The organism is Leptospira ainazelensis, from assembly GCF_016918785.1.
Classification (GTDB): domain Bacteria; phylum Spirochaetota; class Leptospiria; order Leptospirales; family Leptospiraceae; genus Leptospira; species Leptospira ainazelensis.
This window is the reverse complement of sequence record NZ_JAFFPT010000041.1, coordinates 1-14,837: the sequence shown is the minus strand read 5'-3', so window position 1 is coordinate 14,837 and position 14,837 is coordinate 1. Positions and strand designations below refer to the sequence as shown.

13 protein-coding genes are annotated in these 14,837 nt (G+C 46.2%); all 13 read right to left on the bottom strand.

What is annotated here, in order from left to right; all coding sequences use genetic code 11:
* Positions 1-159: 159 nt before the first annotated feature.
* The 13 genes from JWG44_RS10935 to JWG44_RS10875 all read right to left on the bottom strand — a co-directional run bounded on the left by JWG44_RS10935 (position 160) and on the right by JWG44_RS10875 (position 14,524).
* On the bottom strand, positions 160-1,581 hold the full coding sequence (locus JWG44_RS10935) for an MBOAT family O-acyltransferase (protein ID WP_205274992.1): 1,422 nt from the start codon (positions 1,579-1,581) through the stop codon (positions 160-162).
* 9 nt (positions 1,582-1,590) lie between these two features.
* Positions 1,591-3,804, bottom strand: a complete 2,214-nt coding sequence (locus JWG44_RS10930; RefSeq protein WP_205274991.1) for a GAF domain-containing protein — start codon at positions 3,802-3,804, stop codon at positions 1,591-1,593.
* A 3-nt stretch (positions 3,805-3,807) separates the two neighbouring features.
* Positions 3,808-7,041: a midas domain-containing protein gene (locus JWG44_RS10925; RefSeq protein WP_205274990.1), complete on the bottom strand. Its 3,234-nt coding sequence runs from the start codon at positions 7,039-7,041 to the stop codon at positions 3,808-3,810.
* 13 nt (positions 7,042-7,054) lie between these two features.
* On the bottom strand, positions 7,055-7,336 hold the full coding sequence (locus tag JWG44_RS10920) for an SLBB domain-containing protein (protein WP_205274989.1): 282 nt from the start codon (positions 7,334-7,336) through the stop codon (positions 7,055-7,057).
* Positions 7,337-7,419: 83 nt separating this feature from the next.
* Positions 7,420-7,803 carry an ATP synthase F1 subunit epsilon gene (gene atpC, locus JWG44_RS10915; RefSeq protein ID WP_205274988.1) on the bottom strand — a complete coding sequence of 128 codons (384 nt, stop codon included), beginning with the start codon at positions 7,801-7,803 and terminating at the stop codon, positions 7,420-7,422.
* Positions 7,804-7,809: 6 nt separating this feature from the next.
* Positions 7,810-9,213, bottom strand: coding sequence for a F0F1 ATP synthase subunit beta (gene atpD / locus JWG44_RS10910; RefSeq protein WP_205274987.1), 1,404 nt, complete (start codon positions 9,211-9,213; stop codon positions 7,810-7,812).
* Between the two features lie 24 nt (positions 9,214-9,237).
* The gene (gene atpG / locus JWG44_RS10905; RefSeq protein ID WP_205274986.1) at positions 9,238-10,098 is read right to left on the bottom strand and encodes an ATP synthase F1 subunit gamma; all 861 of its coding nucleotides are present in this window, start codon (positions 10,096-10,098) and stop codon (positions 9,238-9,240) included.
* Between the two features lie 14 nt (positions 10,099-10,112).
* Complete coding sequence (atpA, locus tag JWG44_RS10900; protein WP_205274985.1) at positions 10,113-11,624, bottom strand: F0F1 ATP synthase subunit alpha; 1,512 nt, start codon at positions 11,622-11,624, stop codon at positions 10,113-10,115.
* Complete coding sequence (gene atpH, locus JWG44_RS10895; protein ID WP_205274984.1) at positions 11,614-12,174, bottom strand: ATP synthase F1 subunit delta; 561 nt, start codon at positions 12,172-12,174, stop codon at positions 11,614-11,616. Before atpH ends, atpA begins: the two co-directional genes overlap by 11 nt.
* A gap of 2 nt (positions 12,175-12,176) precedes the next feature.
* Entirely contained in the window at positions 12,177-12,698 is a 522-nt protein-coding gene (locus JWG44_RS10890; protein ID WP_205274983.1) for a F0F1 ATP synthase subunit B, read from the bottom strand.
* A 3-nt stretch (positions 12,699-12,701) separates the two neighbouring features.
* Complete coding sequence (locus JWG44_RS10885; RefSeq protein WP_069608010.1) at positions 12,702-13,001, bottom strand: ATP synthase F0 subunit C; 300 nt, start codon at positions 12,999-13,001, stop codon at positions 12,702-12,704.
* 40 nt (positions 13,002-13,041) lie between these two features.
* Complete coding sequence (gene atpB / locus JWG44_RS10880) at positions 13,042-14,100, bottom strand: F0F1 ATP synthase subunit A (RefSeq protein ID WP_205274982.1); 1,059 nt, start codon at positions 14,098-14,100, stop codon at positions 13,042-13,044.
* A 94-nt stretch (positions 14,101-14,194) separates the two neighbouring features.
* On the bottom strand, positions 14,195-14,524 hold the full coding sequence (locus tag JWG44_RS10875) for a hypothetical protein (protein WP_205274981.1): 330 nt from the start codon (positions 14,522-14,524) through the stop codon (positions 14,195-14,197).
* Between the last annotated feature and the right edge of the window lie 313 nt (positions 14,525-14,837).

The window sequence follows — 14,837 nt, the reverse complement described above, 5'->3', positions numbered from 1 at the left end:
CCTTTTTTGCCGGTTTCTTTCTCAAGTTTTATTTTCGTCGGATACTTTGTCGGAACAATTGACAATAGATTCTTGACAAAGCCGTATCGAAGATTTGTGAAAAACTCCGAGAATCGATTTCGTATTTGTGGAAACTTCATTTCTTTAGTCCATTCCATTCTAAAATTGAAAATAAAAGAATTCTTTCTTTTCAAAAATTCCAAAAAGAGAAAATAAAACCGCCACTCCCAAAGAAAGAGGAACCCATCGAAGGGGTTTATTCGCGATCTTTTCCAAAAAGGAATCGGTTCCTCCCGAAAGAATCATCCAAGGTTCTACGATCAAAAGGGGAAGTAAAAGAAACAAAAGTTTTCCGGCAAAAACCGAATTCCAGTAAACTCCTCCGCCTGCGTTTAACACAAGACTCCAGAGTTCCCCCGGAGAATGAACCTGGAACAAAAGTAACCCGAGCGCAAACATCCAAAACGTGAGAAAAACTCCGGATATCTTCACTAACCAGTCTAAAAATAGAATATTCAAAGGAATGAATTTAAGAACGTATTTCTGAAAAAGATTGTATCCGACAACCTGTAAACCGCAGTAAAAACCCCAGACGAGATAACCGTATGTGGCTCCGTGCCAGAGACCGCCCAAAATCCAGACGATCATCAAATTGAGATTCTGTCTAAAAATAGATACCCGGTTTCCGCCCAACGGAATATAGAGATAGTCCCGAAGCCATGTGGACAAGGAAATATGCCAGCGTCTCCAAAACTCCGAGGGACTGGAGGATATAAACGGAAAATTAAAATTTAACGTTAGACGAAATCCTAAGATCTTGGCAAGCCCCCTCGCCGCGTCCGTATAACCGCTAAAGTCCGCATAAACCTGAAACGCGAAAGAAAACGCGATCCAAAAAATCATCCCGGGTGCGAGGATCATTCCGGGTTCCATCGCTTTTCCGGTAAACAGAAGCAGGTGATCTCCGATAAAAACTTTTTTGAAAATTCCCCAGAGGAACAAAATGATACCGGAAAAAAAACTTTCTTGCGTCGCCGTTCTTTCGTTTTCGATCTGAGGAAGAAGAGAATCCGGTCTTTCGATCGGGCCCGCGAGTAAAAGTGGAAAGAACAGATCATAGACGCCAAAACGGATAAAATTCGCGCAGGGGAGAATTTTTCCGGATCGAATATCGGAAAGATAACTGATATTGTGAAAGGTATAAAAGGAAATTCCCACGGGGAGCAAAATTTCAGGAAGGACAACTCCCGTTTTCGGATAAAGAACTCCTAACGTGTCGTTCCAAATACTCAATAAAAAAAGAATATACTTAAAAAAAATTAGAATCGCAAGATTGAGGGTGATCAGAGAAATGAAGATTTTTTTTTGTTTTTCGCCGCTCTTTTTTCCTAGATAGATCCCACCCGCAAAATTAAAGACGATACAAAACAAAAGGAGCAGGACCATTTCCGGTTTCCAAAAACCGTAAAAGAAAAGACCGCCGAAAAATAAAAGACGGTTTTGCCCGAGATTACCGAAACGAAAGTAAAGAAGAAGAAAGCAGACAAAGAAGACGAGAAAATTCAGAGAATTGAATAACATTCTCTCTCATCAGGATTCTTCGAGCAATTCGAGAATTCTTTCCTTTTCCTTCGTATCCGCAGGATAACAAAGCGTATGTTGGATCACGGAAGTCTGAAAGTCTTTCGACCTTCGATCCGCGTCGTTCAGTTTGTTTTTGATCTTTCGGATTAGAATTTGAGTTTCTTCTCTGTCTTTCCCGTCCAAGATGACCGCGTATTTTCCCTGACCGATTCGATAGTGAAAGTCGGATTCGGAAAGATTTTCCTGAATCGCTTTTCTGAGTTCTTCGCTGTAAGAAGCGAAAAAACCGGAACCTTTTAGTTTCACCATCCGCGACACATTCTGAACTTTGAATATAGTTAGACTAAACGAACTTCCAAGTCTCGCCGCCTTTAAGATCATATCCTCGACCTTTTCTTCGACCGGACTAAACGGATCCTTAAAGACCGAATCCCTTTCCTGTATGAGAAGAAGATTGGAAAAAACGGGGGCCAGAACCTCGGAGATTCCGACTGCGGTTTCCCGATCGCTGTCGGTCCAGGGAACCTCGGTCTCGTGGACGATCAACATCCCGACCAGCCAATGGAGATTGATAAAAGGAATCACGATAAAATCCGACATCATTCCCAGTTCGTCGTTGGAAAGTTTTTGCATGAGTTCGGGATGTTTTCTAAAGTTTTCGATTCTAAAAACTCCCGGAATATTGGAAACGATTCCGACGATGGAACTTTCCAAAGGAAGAGTAAAAGTTCCTACGTGTTCCGGCGTCAACAAGTTGGAGGCAAAAACTCGAAACTCGTTTTTTGTATGACCGTCCAAGATCATAAAAGTCGCCCTTCTTACTTTCAATTCTTCCTTAAAGGAAGAAATCAATTTGTCATAGGCTTCGTCGAGAGTTCTGATTGCACCGAAATCCCGGGCGAGTGAAATGATCAACTCGTTTGCCCGAATCACCTCTTTGAGATTTTGATTTTCCTGGTGGAGTTGTTCCGTATCGTAAATTCTGCGATAGACGGAACCGGCGATCTCGCCGATGATTTTTAAAAATTCGAGATCCTCGATCGTATAATCTTCCCCGCTGATCGTTTTGCTGAGGACGATGATCCCGAAAAAATCGTCTAAGTATCGAATCGCCACTAAAAGTTCGGCGTCGGATTGTTTTAAAATTTCCTGTTCTTTCGCGGGGAGCGTAGGTTTCAAAAGTTCTTTCGCATACAAAACCGAACCCGCGTTATGCACCGCGTGATAGATCTCGTCTTCGGAAGAGATCGTCCATTCCTGATTAAAACCTTCTCCTTGATAATCTTCCAAACGGAAAAATTCCTTGTCCCCGTTTTTGGAGGAGAAAATGCCGATGGATTCGGTTCCGATCTGACCCATGATCGAAAAAAGAAGGTTTTCAAAGAAGTTCGCGAAATCGGTAGAGACGCCGATCTCTTTGCTGATCTCGAAAACCGACATATAGTTCTCTAATTTTTTTCTGGAAGCGATCTGTAAATCGATCGGAGAAGTAGTAAAGTTAGAATCATCGTCAAAAAGGAAATCTCCCTTTTCGGCGGCGGCCGCTTTCGAATCCGCTTTGGAAGGTGTACGATTTGCCTCCTGTTCGGCTTCTTTTACCCAATCGCCAAAAGGATCCTCTTTGGGTATCGCCGGTAACTCGGTGTCTTCGATTTCCTCTTTTGTTTTCGGAGCCGCAATTTCGGAGGTGGATTCTTCCGGAGATTCTTCTCCAAAAAGTTCATCCAAAGAAAAATCGTCCTCCGGTTCATTCTCGGAAGGTGCGGCGGGCGAGGTAAAAGGATCTTCGTCTAACTCCTCTTTGACGATTCCTTCCGGCTCTACGAGATCGTCGGGGAGATCGAGCAAATCCCCTCCGTCGAAAGAATCCTCTTCCGTTTCAAAGGTGGAATCGGGAAATTCCGCCTGAAGATCATCCGCCTCGAAAGTGGGAGAATCTCCGTCGAGTTCAGGAAGCGAAAAATCCTCCTCAAAGGAGGAATCCGATTCGAAATCGTGTTCGGCGAGTTCGGGAGTTGTGTGAGGATCAAGAATCGGTTCCGAAGAAATTTCGTTCGGAGGCAGTTCGCTCCGCATCCCGAGAGCACGTTGAAAAAAACTTTTTTTACCTTTGAAGGCTTCCGACTTTTTGAGTAGGGATTTTTTTTCTTCCGTAGAAGCCGGGGAAGAAGGCGAGCTCTCGGATTTGACTAACTTGCTTACCCTCTCTAACAAACCCATTGGTCATACACCAATTTGTTTCATTAGTTTTTTATAAAGTTCGAAATAATCGGACTGAGAGAATTCACGAATGAGATCGTCCGGAAGATTTCCGAGGAGTTCGTCCAAATACGTCATGATCCGTTTCATCTCCTCTTTGGAAGGAGTTACCTCGCCTGCCTCGGCAGAGGACGGTTGTACCACGGTTTGATCCGGGGTCTTACGCAATTCTTCCATCGGAGAAAGCTCTTCTTCGTCCGCATACTCGTCTAAGACGATGATCATTCCGTCGTCTTGAACGGTTTCAGCAGTAGGAACGATCGGAGAAGAAGAATCCGGTTCTGCTAAAGGAACATCCTCGTCTAACGACCCGAATGCGTCGAGATCGGAAGAAGCGGGAAGTTCACCCAAGATCTCGTTTAAGTCTTCGCCCTCTTCCGCCGGACTTTCCACGTCGGAGAGTAAATTACCGAGCTCGTCTTCGGACAATGCGATCGGTCCCTCGTCCTCTTCCAAAGAAGTTGCCGCGGCGTCATCGGTAAGAATGTGATCCAGCTCATCGGTGGAAAGAGCGATCGGCTCCTCGTCTTCCAACGGAACTTCTCCAGGTTCTGAAAGAGGCGCGTCCCAATCGATTTCGGAATCGGCTCCCGGAAACTCTCCCTCCTCAGCTTCCGCTTCATCCGTAAGCAGATGATCCAGTTCATCGGTGGAAAGAGCGATCGGCTCTTCGTCTTCCAACGGAACTTCTCCAGGTTCGGAAAGAGGTGAATCCCAATCGATTTCGGAATCGGCTCCGGGAAACTCTCCCTCCTCAGCTTCCGCTTCGCCCGTAAGAAGATGATCCAATTCATCGGAAGAAAGAGCGATCGGCTCTCCGTCGTCTAAAACCGATTCTTCGGTTGGTTCAAAATCAAAAGAAGAATTCTCGGTTTCGGGGCCTTCGGTCGATAAAAGATTTCCAAGTTCGTCGTCGGAAAGTGCGATCGGACCTTCGTCGTCGTCCTCGTCCAAAAGGGAAGGTTTGTTCGGTTCAAAATCAAAAGAAGAATCCTCGGTTGCAGGGCCTTCGGTTGATAAAAGATTTCCAAGCTCTTCGTCGGAAAGTGCGATCGGACCTTCGTCGTCGTCCTCGTCCAAAAGGGAAGGTTTGTTCGGTTCAAAATCAAAAGAAGAATTCTCGGTTTCGGGGCCTTCGGTCGATAAAAGATTTCCAAGTTCGTCGTCGGAAAGTGCGATCGGACCTTCATCCTCGTCCTCGTCCAAAAGGGAAGGTTTGTTCGGTTCAAAATCAAAAGAAGAATCCTCGGTTTCGGGACCTTCGGTTGATAAAAGATTTCCAAGTTCGTCGTCGGAAAGTGCGATCGGACCTTCGTCGTCTTCCAAAGAGGAAGAACTAGGCGCTTCCAATACCGCATCCAGATCGTTCGTCGGCAGTTCGAAATCGTCGAACGCAAATCCGTCGTCCTCCACGGAGGCGGTTTCCGAAACTTCGCCTAACTCGTCGAGTTCGCTGACCGGTAAGGAAATGAGATCGTCCTCGTCGGAAGTCGGTTCGTCGAACAAGGATTCCGTTTTTTCCTCTTCCAAGTCGTTTGAGAGGAGATTTCCCAATTCTTCCTGAGAAAGCGCGATCGGTTCTCCGTCTTCGGCGGGTTCCGATATCGAATCGCCCGGCTCAAAAGCAAAGTCGGAATGATCCGGTAACGCTTCCTCTTCCAATCCGAACTCGTCGGGTCCGCCTAAGTCTTGTTCAACGGGAAGCGTAAAAGAATCGGAATCGTCTCCGCCGAACATGGAACCGGTATCTTCCGGCAGCGTATCGTCGTGTAAAAGATCGGAAAATCCGTCGCCGCCTTCCAGTTCTTCGGATCCGGAATCATCGGAGAGCAGATTTCCGAGTTCTTCTTCGGAAAGAGCGATCGGTTCGTTGTCTTCCGATTCCGGAACGGATTCTTCGGGCGAAAGATCAAAACCTCCGTCGTCAACGGTTTCACTTTCGTCTAACGTGGTTGCGTCCGACTGTATAGTATCAAGTTCGTCTAGGGAAAGGGAGATCGGTTCCTCGTCTTCCGAGTCGAGCGTAAAGTCCGGCATGGAAGAAGCGGATTCTTCTCCTCCGATGTTCAACTCGGGAAAAGAATCCAGAGGTTCGTTCGTATCCTCTCCGGAGTTGTCCGCGAGCAGATTGCCCAGCTCGTCTTCGGACAATGCGATCGGTCCCTCGTCCTCAGTTTCGGGTTCGTCGTGATGTGTGATAAAGTCAGGAAGTTCGTCGTCTTCGTCCGCGCTCACCGTCCGTTTTGCAGCGGGTTCGCTCGAGGAACCGAGAATATCATCCAACTCGTTTCCGCTCAAGGAAATCGGACCGTCCTCGTCAAGATCGCCTAACGTATCTAGAGAAGGAGAACCCCAATCCGTTTTGTCGTCAGTTTCTAAAATTCCGTCGAGCTCCGATCCGGAAAGTGCGATCGATTCTTCTTCCCCCGCGTCTGGATGCGAAAAATCAGCGAGAGGAGCTTCGGTTGCGCCGATCGCACCGAGTTCGTCTTCGGAAAGTGAAATCGGGCCTTCTTCTTCGTTTAAAAAATCGTCTTCGTCAAAAGAAAGATCTCCGTGGTCGAGTTCTTCCTGTTGTTCGTCCTCGGTGTGAAAGTCCTGTAAGGAGAAGTCGGGTTTGACTCCTTGAAGATCGTCTTCGTGAAGTGAAATCGGACCTTCGTCGTCCAAGTCGGTTAAACCGAAATCGTCCAGATCGTCCAATTCTTCTCCAAAACTGATCACGTCCGGCTCTTCGGTGAGATAAGTATCGAGTTCGGAAAAGTCCTGATCGGAGGTTTCGTTTTCATCCGCGGGGATAAAAAAAGAATCGTCGGATTCTAAATGGGAAAGATTGGATTTGTTCGGTTTTGAAATTTCGCTGATATCTAATAATTTATCTATTTCTGCGTCAATGAGCGGATCGGTCAGCTCCAGATCCAGGGACTCGTCTCCGATGGATTCGTTCGAAGAACTTTCTTCCGGATGAAAGGAGAAGTCGTTTTCAAAGCTCGTAGGATATTCTTCTCCGGAACTTGCGATGAGGCTCTCTAACGGATCGGCTTCAATCGACAAGTCTTCTAACCCGCTTGTGGAAACGGAATCCGGTTCTCCGGAAGCGAGCATAGAATCGATATCATCGAATTGTAATTCGTCCATACCCGAGTCTCCTCCACCGGGAGCGTTATCGTCCTTTATCATGTCGTAGTCTTCCGCCATCTTCCTAATAACATCATTCTTTCAGTTCAATGACCTGTCCGTCCAGGATTTCCCGGCTCAGGTCTTGTTTTGTCTGCGAAGGTTTTTTAAATCCTCCCGCGATCTTAAGCAAGTCTTCCAAGGTATCCCCCTGTTTGAGACGATAGATTCCGGGGTTTTGGACGTTCCCGCGAATCGCCGCTGAAATGTTCTCCGGTTCGAATATACTCCGAACCCAAGCCTGGTTTCTTCTCAAGAGATAACCTACGCTCATAAATAACACCAATAAGCCGATGATACGGATGGTTGTTTTCATAAAGCTTCCGATCCCTATTCTCCATTGTATTCGGAGAAAAGGGAATCTCTGCTACTATTTTCGGATCGGAGGACCCCTAAAAGTTAGCGCGATGCGACTAAAATTCGGGTTTTTGTTTTTTGGAGGAGAAGATTTTTAGAATCGGAAGGAGGAAGTTTTTCGACTTCGGAGAGATTTTTTTGTTCTGCCTGAAGATCGATGTCTTCTTTGAGAGCGCCGTGATCGGTAAGAATGCTGATGGAATTCTCCTTTACTTCGATAAACCCGCCTTCGACGGAAAGAACTTTTAGTTTTTCTCCTTTGCGGATTTCGAGGACGCCGATCCCAAGAACGGCGACCAGAGGCGCGTGGTTGGGAAGAATTCCGAAAAATCCTTCGCTACCCGGAACGATCAGAGAATCCACCTCTCCCTTATAGAGGACCTTTTCGGGAGAGATTACGGAAACGTTCAGTTTATTCGCGGACATTTCCGATTATCCTTTGTATCCTTTCGCTTTTTCGATCGCGTCGTCGATGGATCCAACCATGTAGAACGCTTGCTCGGGAAGATGATCGTAGTTTCCGGAAATCACTTCTTTAAAAGAACGAACGGTATCCGCGAGTTTTACGTATTTTCCGGGAGCTCCGGTAAAAACTTCCGCAACGTGGAAGGGCTGAGATAAGAATTTTTCGATCTTTCTCGCTCTCGCAACGAGAACCTTGTCGTCTTCGGAAAGTTCATCCATACCCAAAATTGCGATGATATCCTGAAGGTCTTTGTATCTTTGAAGAATTCTTTGCACTTCTCTGGCGACGTTGTAGTGCTCTTCTCCGAGAACCTGTGCGTTCATCACTCTGGAAGTGGAATCCAAAGGATCCACCGCAGGATAAATCCCTTTGTCGGAAATCGCGCGAGAAAGAACCGTAGTTGCGTCCAAGTGAGCAAACGCGTTTGCAGGAGCCGGGTCGGTCAAGTCATCCGCAGGAACGTAGATCGCCTGAACGGAAGTGATCGATCCTTTTTTTGTGGAAGTAATCCTTTCTTGAAGCGCCCCCATTTCCGTGGAAAGAGTCGGCTGATAACCTACCGCAGACGGCATTCTACCCAAAAGAGCGGATACTTCGGAACCCGCTTGAGAAAAACGGAAGATATTATCCACGAAAAGAAGAACGTCGGTTCCGATGGAGTCGCGGAAGTGTTCCGCCATGGTAAGAGCGGATAACGCGACACGAAGACGAGCGCCCGGAGGCTCGTTCATCTGACCGTAACAAAGAACGGTTTTGTCGATAACCCCTGATTCTTTCATCTCTCTCCAGAGGTCGTTTCCTTCACGGGTTCTTTCCCCTACTCCGGCGAAGACGGAAAAACCACCGTGCTGTTTTGCGATGTTGTTGATAAGCTCTTGAATGAGGACCGTCTTCCCTACCCCGGCGCCGCCGAAAAGACCGGTCTTTCCACCCTTGATATAAGGAGCGAGAAGGTCGATGACCTTGATTCCAGTTTCGAAAACTTCGGTTTTGGAAGTGAGTTCGTCAAACGCAGGAGCCGGTCTGTGGATCGGGCGAGTTTCCTTTACGGTGATCGCCGGACCTTCGTCGATGGTTTTACCAAGGACGTTAAAAATTCTTCCGAGCGTAACATCTCCGACCGGAACGCTGATCGGTTTTCCGGTATTCACGACTTCTTGTCCTCGGATCAAACCGTCGGTAGAAGAAAGAGCGATCGCACGAACGGCTTTTCCGCCGATATGAGTCTGCACTTCCGCGATGATGGTTTCTTTTTTTCCGGAAACCGTTCCTTCGATTTCAAGTGCGTTATAAATTTCAGGAAGTTGTCCACTTTCGAACTCGATGTCCAAAACGGAACCGATGATCTGTTTGATTTTACCTTTATTCATCCAAGTCGCTCCAATACGATGTGATTAGTTCAGTGAATCCGCTCCGGCAACAATCTCAGAAATTTCCTGAGTGATTTTTGCCTGTCTTACGCGGTTGTATCCGCGAGTGAGCAGTTTTATCATTTCGGAAGCCGCGTCCGTCGCGGACTTCATCGCTATTCTTCTTGCAATCTGCTCGGAGCAATTGGCTTCGAGAATCGCTTTTAAGAATGCGGTCTTAACGACAAGAGGAAGCAGGGATTCGAGGACAAGCGCCGGGCTCGGCTCGTATGCTATCATGTCGTTTACGTTTCCATCTTTCGACACTTCGAACGGAAGCACTCTGGTCACTTCCGGTTTTTGTGACGCGGAAGAATAATAAACCGTGGATGCGATTTCAACCGCGTCCACTTCTTCCTTAGCGAATAATTCCAGAAAGAGATTCGCGAATTCTTCGGCGTCCTTGTATCCGGCTTTATCGTCGATATGGGTGAAAGTTTTTTCGGCCTTCTCGCCCGCAAATCGGAAAAAGGAAATCCCTTTCTTCCCAACGATAAAAAGTCTTACGGCCACCCCTTCCTTCTTCCATTCCGCGACCCTTGCTTTTGCAAGTTTATTTACGTTGGAATTGTATCCTCCGCAAAGACCTCTGTTCGCGGTGATCACGAGAAGGGCTACACTTTTGATCTTGTCCGGTCTTCGTAAGTAAGGACTATGAACAATCCCGCTCAGAGACGCGAGAGAAGACACAAGCTCCTTGATCTTATTGGAAAAAGGATGAGATGCGTTCACCCGGTCGCTGATCTTTTTGGACTTGGCCGTAGAGACCATTTCCATCGTCCGGGTGATCTTTCTCGTGTTCTTGACCGAGGTGATTCTTTTCTTTATTTCCCTTGGAGTTGCCAAAGCGAACCTCTATCTCAGTGCTTTCTTAAGAATTCTTCAGCGATTGCGCTTAGAACTTCGCCGAGTTTTTCTTCGTCGGAGATTTTCTTTTCTTTGCGGATTGCTTCCAAAACTTCGCCGTATTTTTCTTTGATCGTGGTTAAGAGATACTTTCCATATTCCTGAACTTTCGCCACAGGAATCTTATCCATAAAACCGCGAGTCACAGCGAAAATTTCCACAACTTGTTCTTCCACCGGAAACGGAGAAGATACGGGTTGTTTGAGCATTTGAACGATTCGATTCCCGCGATCGAGCTGCGCTTGTGTGGCAGGATCGAGTTCGGTTCCCAACTGAGCAAACGCTTCCAAGTCGCGGAACTGAGCGAGTTCGAGTTTCATCTTTCCAGCAACTTGTTTCATCGCTTTGATCTGCGCCGCAGAACCTACCCGAGAAACCGAAATCCCCACGTCTACCGCGGGACGGTTACCGGATGCGAACAAGTTGGACTGAAGATAAATCTGTCCGTCCGTAATCGAAATTACGTTAGTCGGAATGTATGCGGAAACTTCGCCTTCTTGAGTCTCAATAATCGGAAGCGCGGTCAAAGAACCGGCGCCGTATTTGTCGTCGAGTTTCGCCGCTCTTTCGAGAAGTCTGGAGTGAAGATAGAATACGTCTCCAGGATACGCTTCCCGACCCGGAGGACGACGAAGAAGAAGAGACATCTGACGATATGCAACCGCTTGTTTTGAAAGGTCATCGTAAACTACGAGAGTCGCTTTCTTTTCGTTATACATAAAATATTCCGCCATACTACATCCGGAATACGGAGCGATGTATTGAAGCGGAGCGGGTTCAGCGGCAGTCGCGGAAACCACGATCGTATATTCAAGAGCGCCTTTGTTGCGGAGCATTTCCACCGTAGAAGCGACGGTGGAAGCTTTTTGACCGATTGCCACATAAACGCAGACAACTCCAGCGCCTTTTTGATTGATGATGGTATCGAGTGCGATGGAAGTTTTACCCGTTCCACGGTCGCCGATGATCAACTCTCTCTGGCCGCGACCCACCGGAATCATCGCGTCGATCGCTTTGATGCCGGTTTGCATCGGTTCGCCGACGGGTTGTCTCATCGCGATTCCGGGCGCTGGAGATTCCACCGGTCTTGTGAGTTTTGCGTTGATCGGACCTTTTCCGTCGAGTGGTTCACCCAGTGGGTTTACGACTCTTCCGAGAAGTTCAGGACCGACGGGGACTTCGAGAATCCGGTTTGTTCTTTTTACGGTGAATCCTTCTTGGATTTCGAGGTAGTTTCCGTAAACTACCACACCCACCGAGTTTTCTTCGAGGTTGAACGCCTGTCCGAAGATTCCGTTTTGAAACTCGACCATCTCTCCGGACATCACGTTTCTGAGTCCGTATACTCTGGCGATTCCGTCTCCGATTTCTAAAACCGTACCGACTTCTTCGACACTGAGATCTTTCTTATAATTTAAAATTTCCTGTTTGAGAACGGACGTGATTTCGTCTGTTTTAATTTTCATAGATGGCTCCAACCGGTAATTTCTTTTCCAGCATGGCTTTCTTGATTTCCCCCAGCTGAGAAGCGATTGACTTTTCGATTTTTAAGTCATTGAATTGTACGACAAATCCACCCAGAAGAGATTTATCTTCTGTAGCTTCCAGAATAAATTCCGATTTGAATCTTTCCGTAAGAATGGATCCGAGTTTGGTAAGTTGAGAAGGTTCTAAAGAAGGATAACTTCTTACTTGAGCGCGAACTCTTCCTCTCTTCTTATCCAGCTCTTCTGTGAATTGTTTTTGAATCTCGGGAAGACTGATAAATCTTCCTTTTTTTAAAAGTACTCCGAGAAAATTCAGGGTTACTTCCGATACTTTTCCCCGGAGATTTTTGACAAGAATCATTTCCTTTTCCGCGATCGAAACCACCGGAGAAAGAAAAAAATTCCTAATCTTATTCTCTTGAAAAAGAAGCTGAACTAAATCCGCGAGTTCCTGTTCCACCTCTTCGAGAGCATTGCTTGCTTCCAAAAGTGCGGACGCGTATATTTTCGAGACACCGGAGTCGTTCATTGTTATGCGCTCAATTTTTTGAGTTGTTCTAGTTCTTTTTCAACAAAAGCTTTGTAGTCTTCACTTTTGAGTTGTTTTTCAAGAACCTTGCTTGCAACGGAGATACTCATTTCGACTATCTGTGATTGCAATTGTTCCAAAGCCTTTCCTTTAGCGAGTTCGATCTCTTTCACTGCCTGATCTTTCTGAGCCTTCACTTCCGAATTTGTTTCTTCGAGAAGTTTGTTCTTCAGTTTCAGAGCATCCGACTTGGCTTCCGCAAGGATTGCGTTCGCCTCGTCTTTGGCAGAGTTCAACCTAGCTTCGTAATCCTTCAGGAGAGCTTCCGCTTCCGAACGGAGTTCTGAGGCCTTTTTGATGTCGTTCTGAACGGTTTCCGCCCTTTCGTCGAGCGCCTTCAGAATTACATCCCAGGCAAACTTTTTCAGAACTAAGACTACGACTAGAAAGGTAACCAGAGTCCAGACTACCAGACCCGGGTTTACATCTAGGAGGCTTAATCCCTTAGCAGCTAAGAGTACCAAGTTTTACTTTCCTTTTTCTTCAGTAGCAGGTGCGGAAGCTTTTGTTTGGAATTCAACAGTAGCTTTCAAACCTTCGTTCAGGGTTCCCGCAGCTTGGAAAGCGATCACGAGAGCGAACAGAGCGGCGCCTTCGATCAAGGCTGCAGCGATAATCATTGCAGTTTGAATCTTTCCACCAGCCTCTGGTTGTCTTGAAATTCCTTCAGTAGCAGAACCACCGATTCTTCCGATTCCGAGCGCCGCTCCGAGAATTGCGACTCCTGCAGCGATTCCTACACCAATATATCCTAATCCAAATTCCATATTGCTCATTGCCTCCTGTGATTATTGCAATATTCTACAATCAATGCCTATGCATGCTCAATCCCACGAATAGGGAAGTAAGCAATACGAAAATGTATGCCTGGAGAAACGCCACAAAGATCTCCAAAACATAGATCAATCCGGAACCGATCACCGAAACGGGAACGATTCCCCAAGATTGAAACTGAAAGATAAATCCCATCAGAGCGAGAATGATAACGTGTCCTGCGGTCATGTTTGCCAAAAGACGCACTGTAAGAGCGAAGGTTTTTGCCATCGGAGAAACGATAAACTCCAGAGGCCACATGATCAGATAGAGAAGAAGAGGAACTCCGTTTGGAACGGAATGCCAGATAAACTTCGGTCCTTGGTAGATAAAACCCGCGCTATAGATCAAAAACATCGTAAGAAGGGCGAGCGTCATCGTAACTGAAATATCCCCGGTTACTGTAATTCCGCTCCAGATCTTCGCTACAAGGGGCGCGTTGTGATGATCCGCGTGGATGATTCCCGCAGATTCTCCCGCAACCGCGATCAACTCTCCGACCGGTGGAACCAGTCCCATCAAATTACAAAAAAGGATAAAGAAGAATAACGTAAAAATATAGTGGTAATAACCGTGACCATGTCCGTGCATACTTTCGTCTACGATGTCTTTTTTTAGAAAGTTTACAAAAACTTCGACCATGTTCGCAAAGCGAGACTGAACTTTTAGAGGATTCTTCGCAATGATACGAGCCGCGGGAATAAAAATAAGGAAAAGAAGAAGAGCTACGATCCACATCATCGTGACACGTTTTGTGATGTGCATGTCAAAGCCGCCGACGTAGTGAAAACGTTTTCCGGTTTCGTGATCGGTGAAGATAGAAGCGTTTTTTGGATCAAAGCCGGTTTGTCCTTCGAATACCTGAACTCCGCCTAAGTTAAAAGGAAACTCAGGGTTATCCATCAAGTGATGAACGATGACTTCGTTGAGATCAAAGGCCTTTTCTTTATGAGAAGATTCCTCGGACGCAAAGATTGGGAATTGAAGTAATACAACTAAGAACGCAAAGAAGATTAACTTTTTTGTCATAAAAGAAGTCTGGTTTAGATTCATTTTTCGAGTCAATAGTGGAACGTTGTAACGAAAGCCACCGGCACAGAATTGGCGATATTCCGGGTTTCTTTTTATTGTAACGGCTCCGGAAGATTCAGCTCGCGAATACAACTATTAGAAAGTGGCTGAAATGGGCAATCAAAAAACCGATTATAAAATCAGAACCATCGTTCTGTGAAACTCCTATCCAAAGGCCGATTCCGTTGCAAAAGAAAGAGACCGCCATGATCCCCATTTGTATATTTACGCCGTTTTTGGGATATTTGTGAATCGAAAAGATTTTGAGGAGATAAAAAGGAAAGAGTAAGAATAACGCAAGAATACTTCCGGAAAGAAATTTCCTACCGGGGAAATAGACTTCAAAAACGACGACCAAAACGAGCGAGAGGACCAAAAGTCCGACGAGATATTTTTTCCAATTCATCTTGGTTATTTCCTTTAGAAAGGAGCTTGTTGTAAGAAAGGATTTTGGTCCGACTCTCGTATATTAGATTTTTTTTTGAAGAAAAGAATCCTCGTTTTGCAGCCGGCGCTCGTTGTGAGAGTTCCTACTTTGTGAGAGTTGTGAGAGTTCCTACTTTTCGCTCGTTGTGAGAGTTCCTACTTTGTGAGAATTGTGAGAGTTCCTACTTTTTGAGAATTGTGAGAGTTCCTACTTTTTGAGAATTGTGAGAGTTCCTACTTTTTGAGAATTGTGAGAGTTCCTACTTTTTGAGAATTGTGAGAGTTCCTACTTT

Excerpts from the sequence above, each read along its gene's own strand:
- atpD (WP_205274987.1), bottom strand. The coding sequence starts at position 9,213 with ATGAATAAAGGTAAAATCAAACAGATCATCGGTTCCGTTTTGGACATC.
- JWG44_RS10885 (WP_069608010.1), bottom strand. The coding sequence starts at position 13,001 with ATGGAATTTGGATTAGGATATATTGGTGTAGGAATCGCTGCAGGAGTC.
- JWG44_RS10920 (WP_205274989.1), bottom strand. The coding sequence starts at position 7,336 with ATGAAAACAACCATCCGTATCATCGGCTTATTGGTGTTATTTATGAGC.
- JWG44_RS10925 (WP_205274990.1), bottom strand. The coding sequence starts at position 7,041 with ATGGCGGAAGACTACGACATGATAAAGGACGATAACGCTCCCGGTGGA.
- atpA (WP_205274985.1), bottom strand. The coding sequence starts at position 11,624 with ATGAAAATTAAAACAGACGAAATCACGTCCGTTCTCAAACAGGAAATT.
- JWG44_RS10875 (WP_205274981.1), bottom strand. The coding sequence starts at position 14,524 with ATGAATTGGAAAAAATATCTCGTCGGACTTTTGGTCCTCTCGCTCGTT.
- JWG44_RS10935 (WP_205274992.1), bottom strand. The coding sequence starts at position 1,581 with ATGTTATTCAATTCTCTGAATTTTCTCGTCTTCTTTGTCTGCTTTCTT.
- atpB (WP_205274982.1), bottom strand. The coding sequence starts at position 14,100 with ATGAATCTAAACCAGACTTCTTTTATGACAAAAAAGTTAATCTTCTTT.
- atpC (WP_205274988.1), bottom strand. The coding sequence starts at position 7,803 with ATGTCCGCGAATAAACTGAACGTTTCCGTAATCTCTCCCGAAAAGGTC.
- JWG44_RS10930 (WP_205274991.1), bottom strand. The coding sequence starts at position 3,804 with ATGGGTTTGTTAGAGAGGGTAAGCAAGTTAGTCAAATCCGAGAGCTCG.
- atpH (WP_205274984.1), bottom strand. The coding sequence starts at position 12,174 with ATGAACGACTCCGGTGTCTCGAAAATATACGCGTCCGCACTTTTGGAA.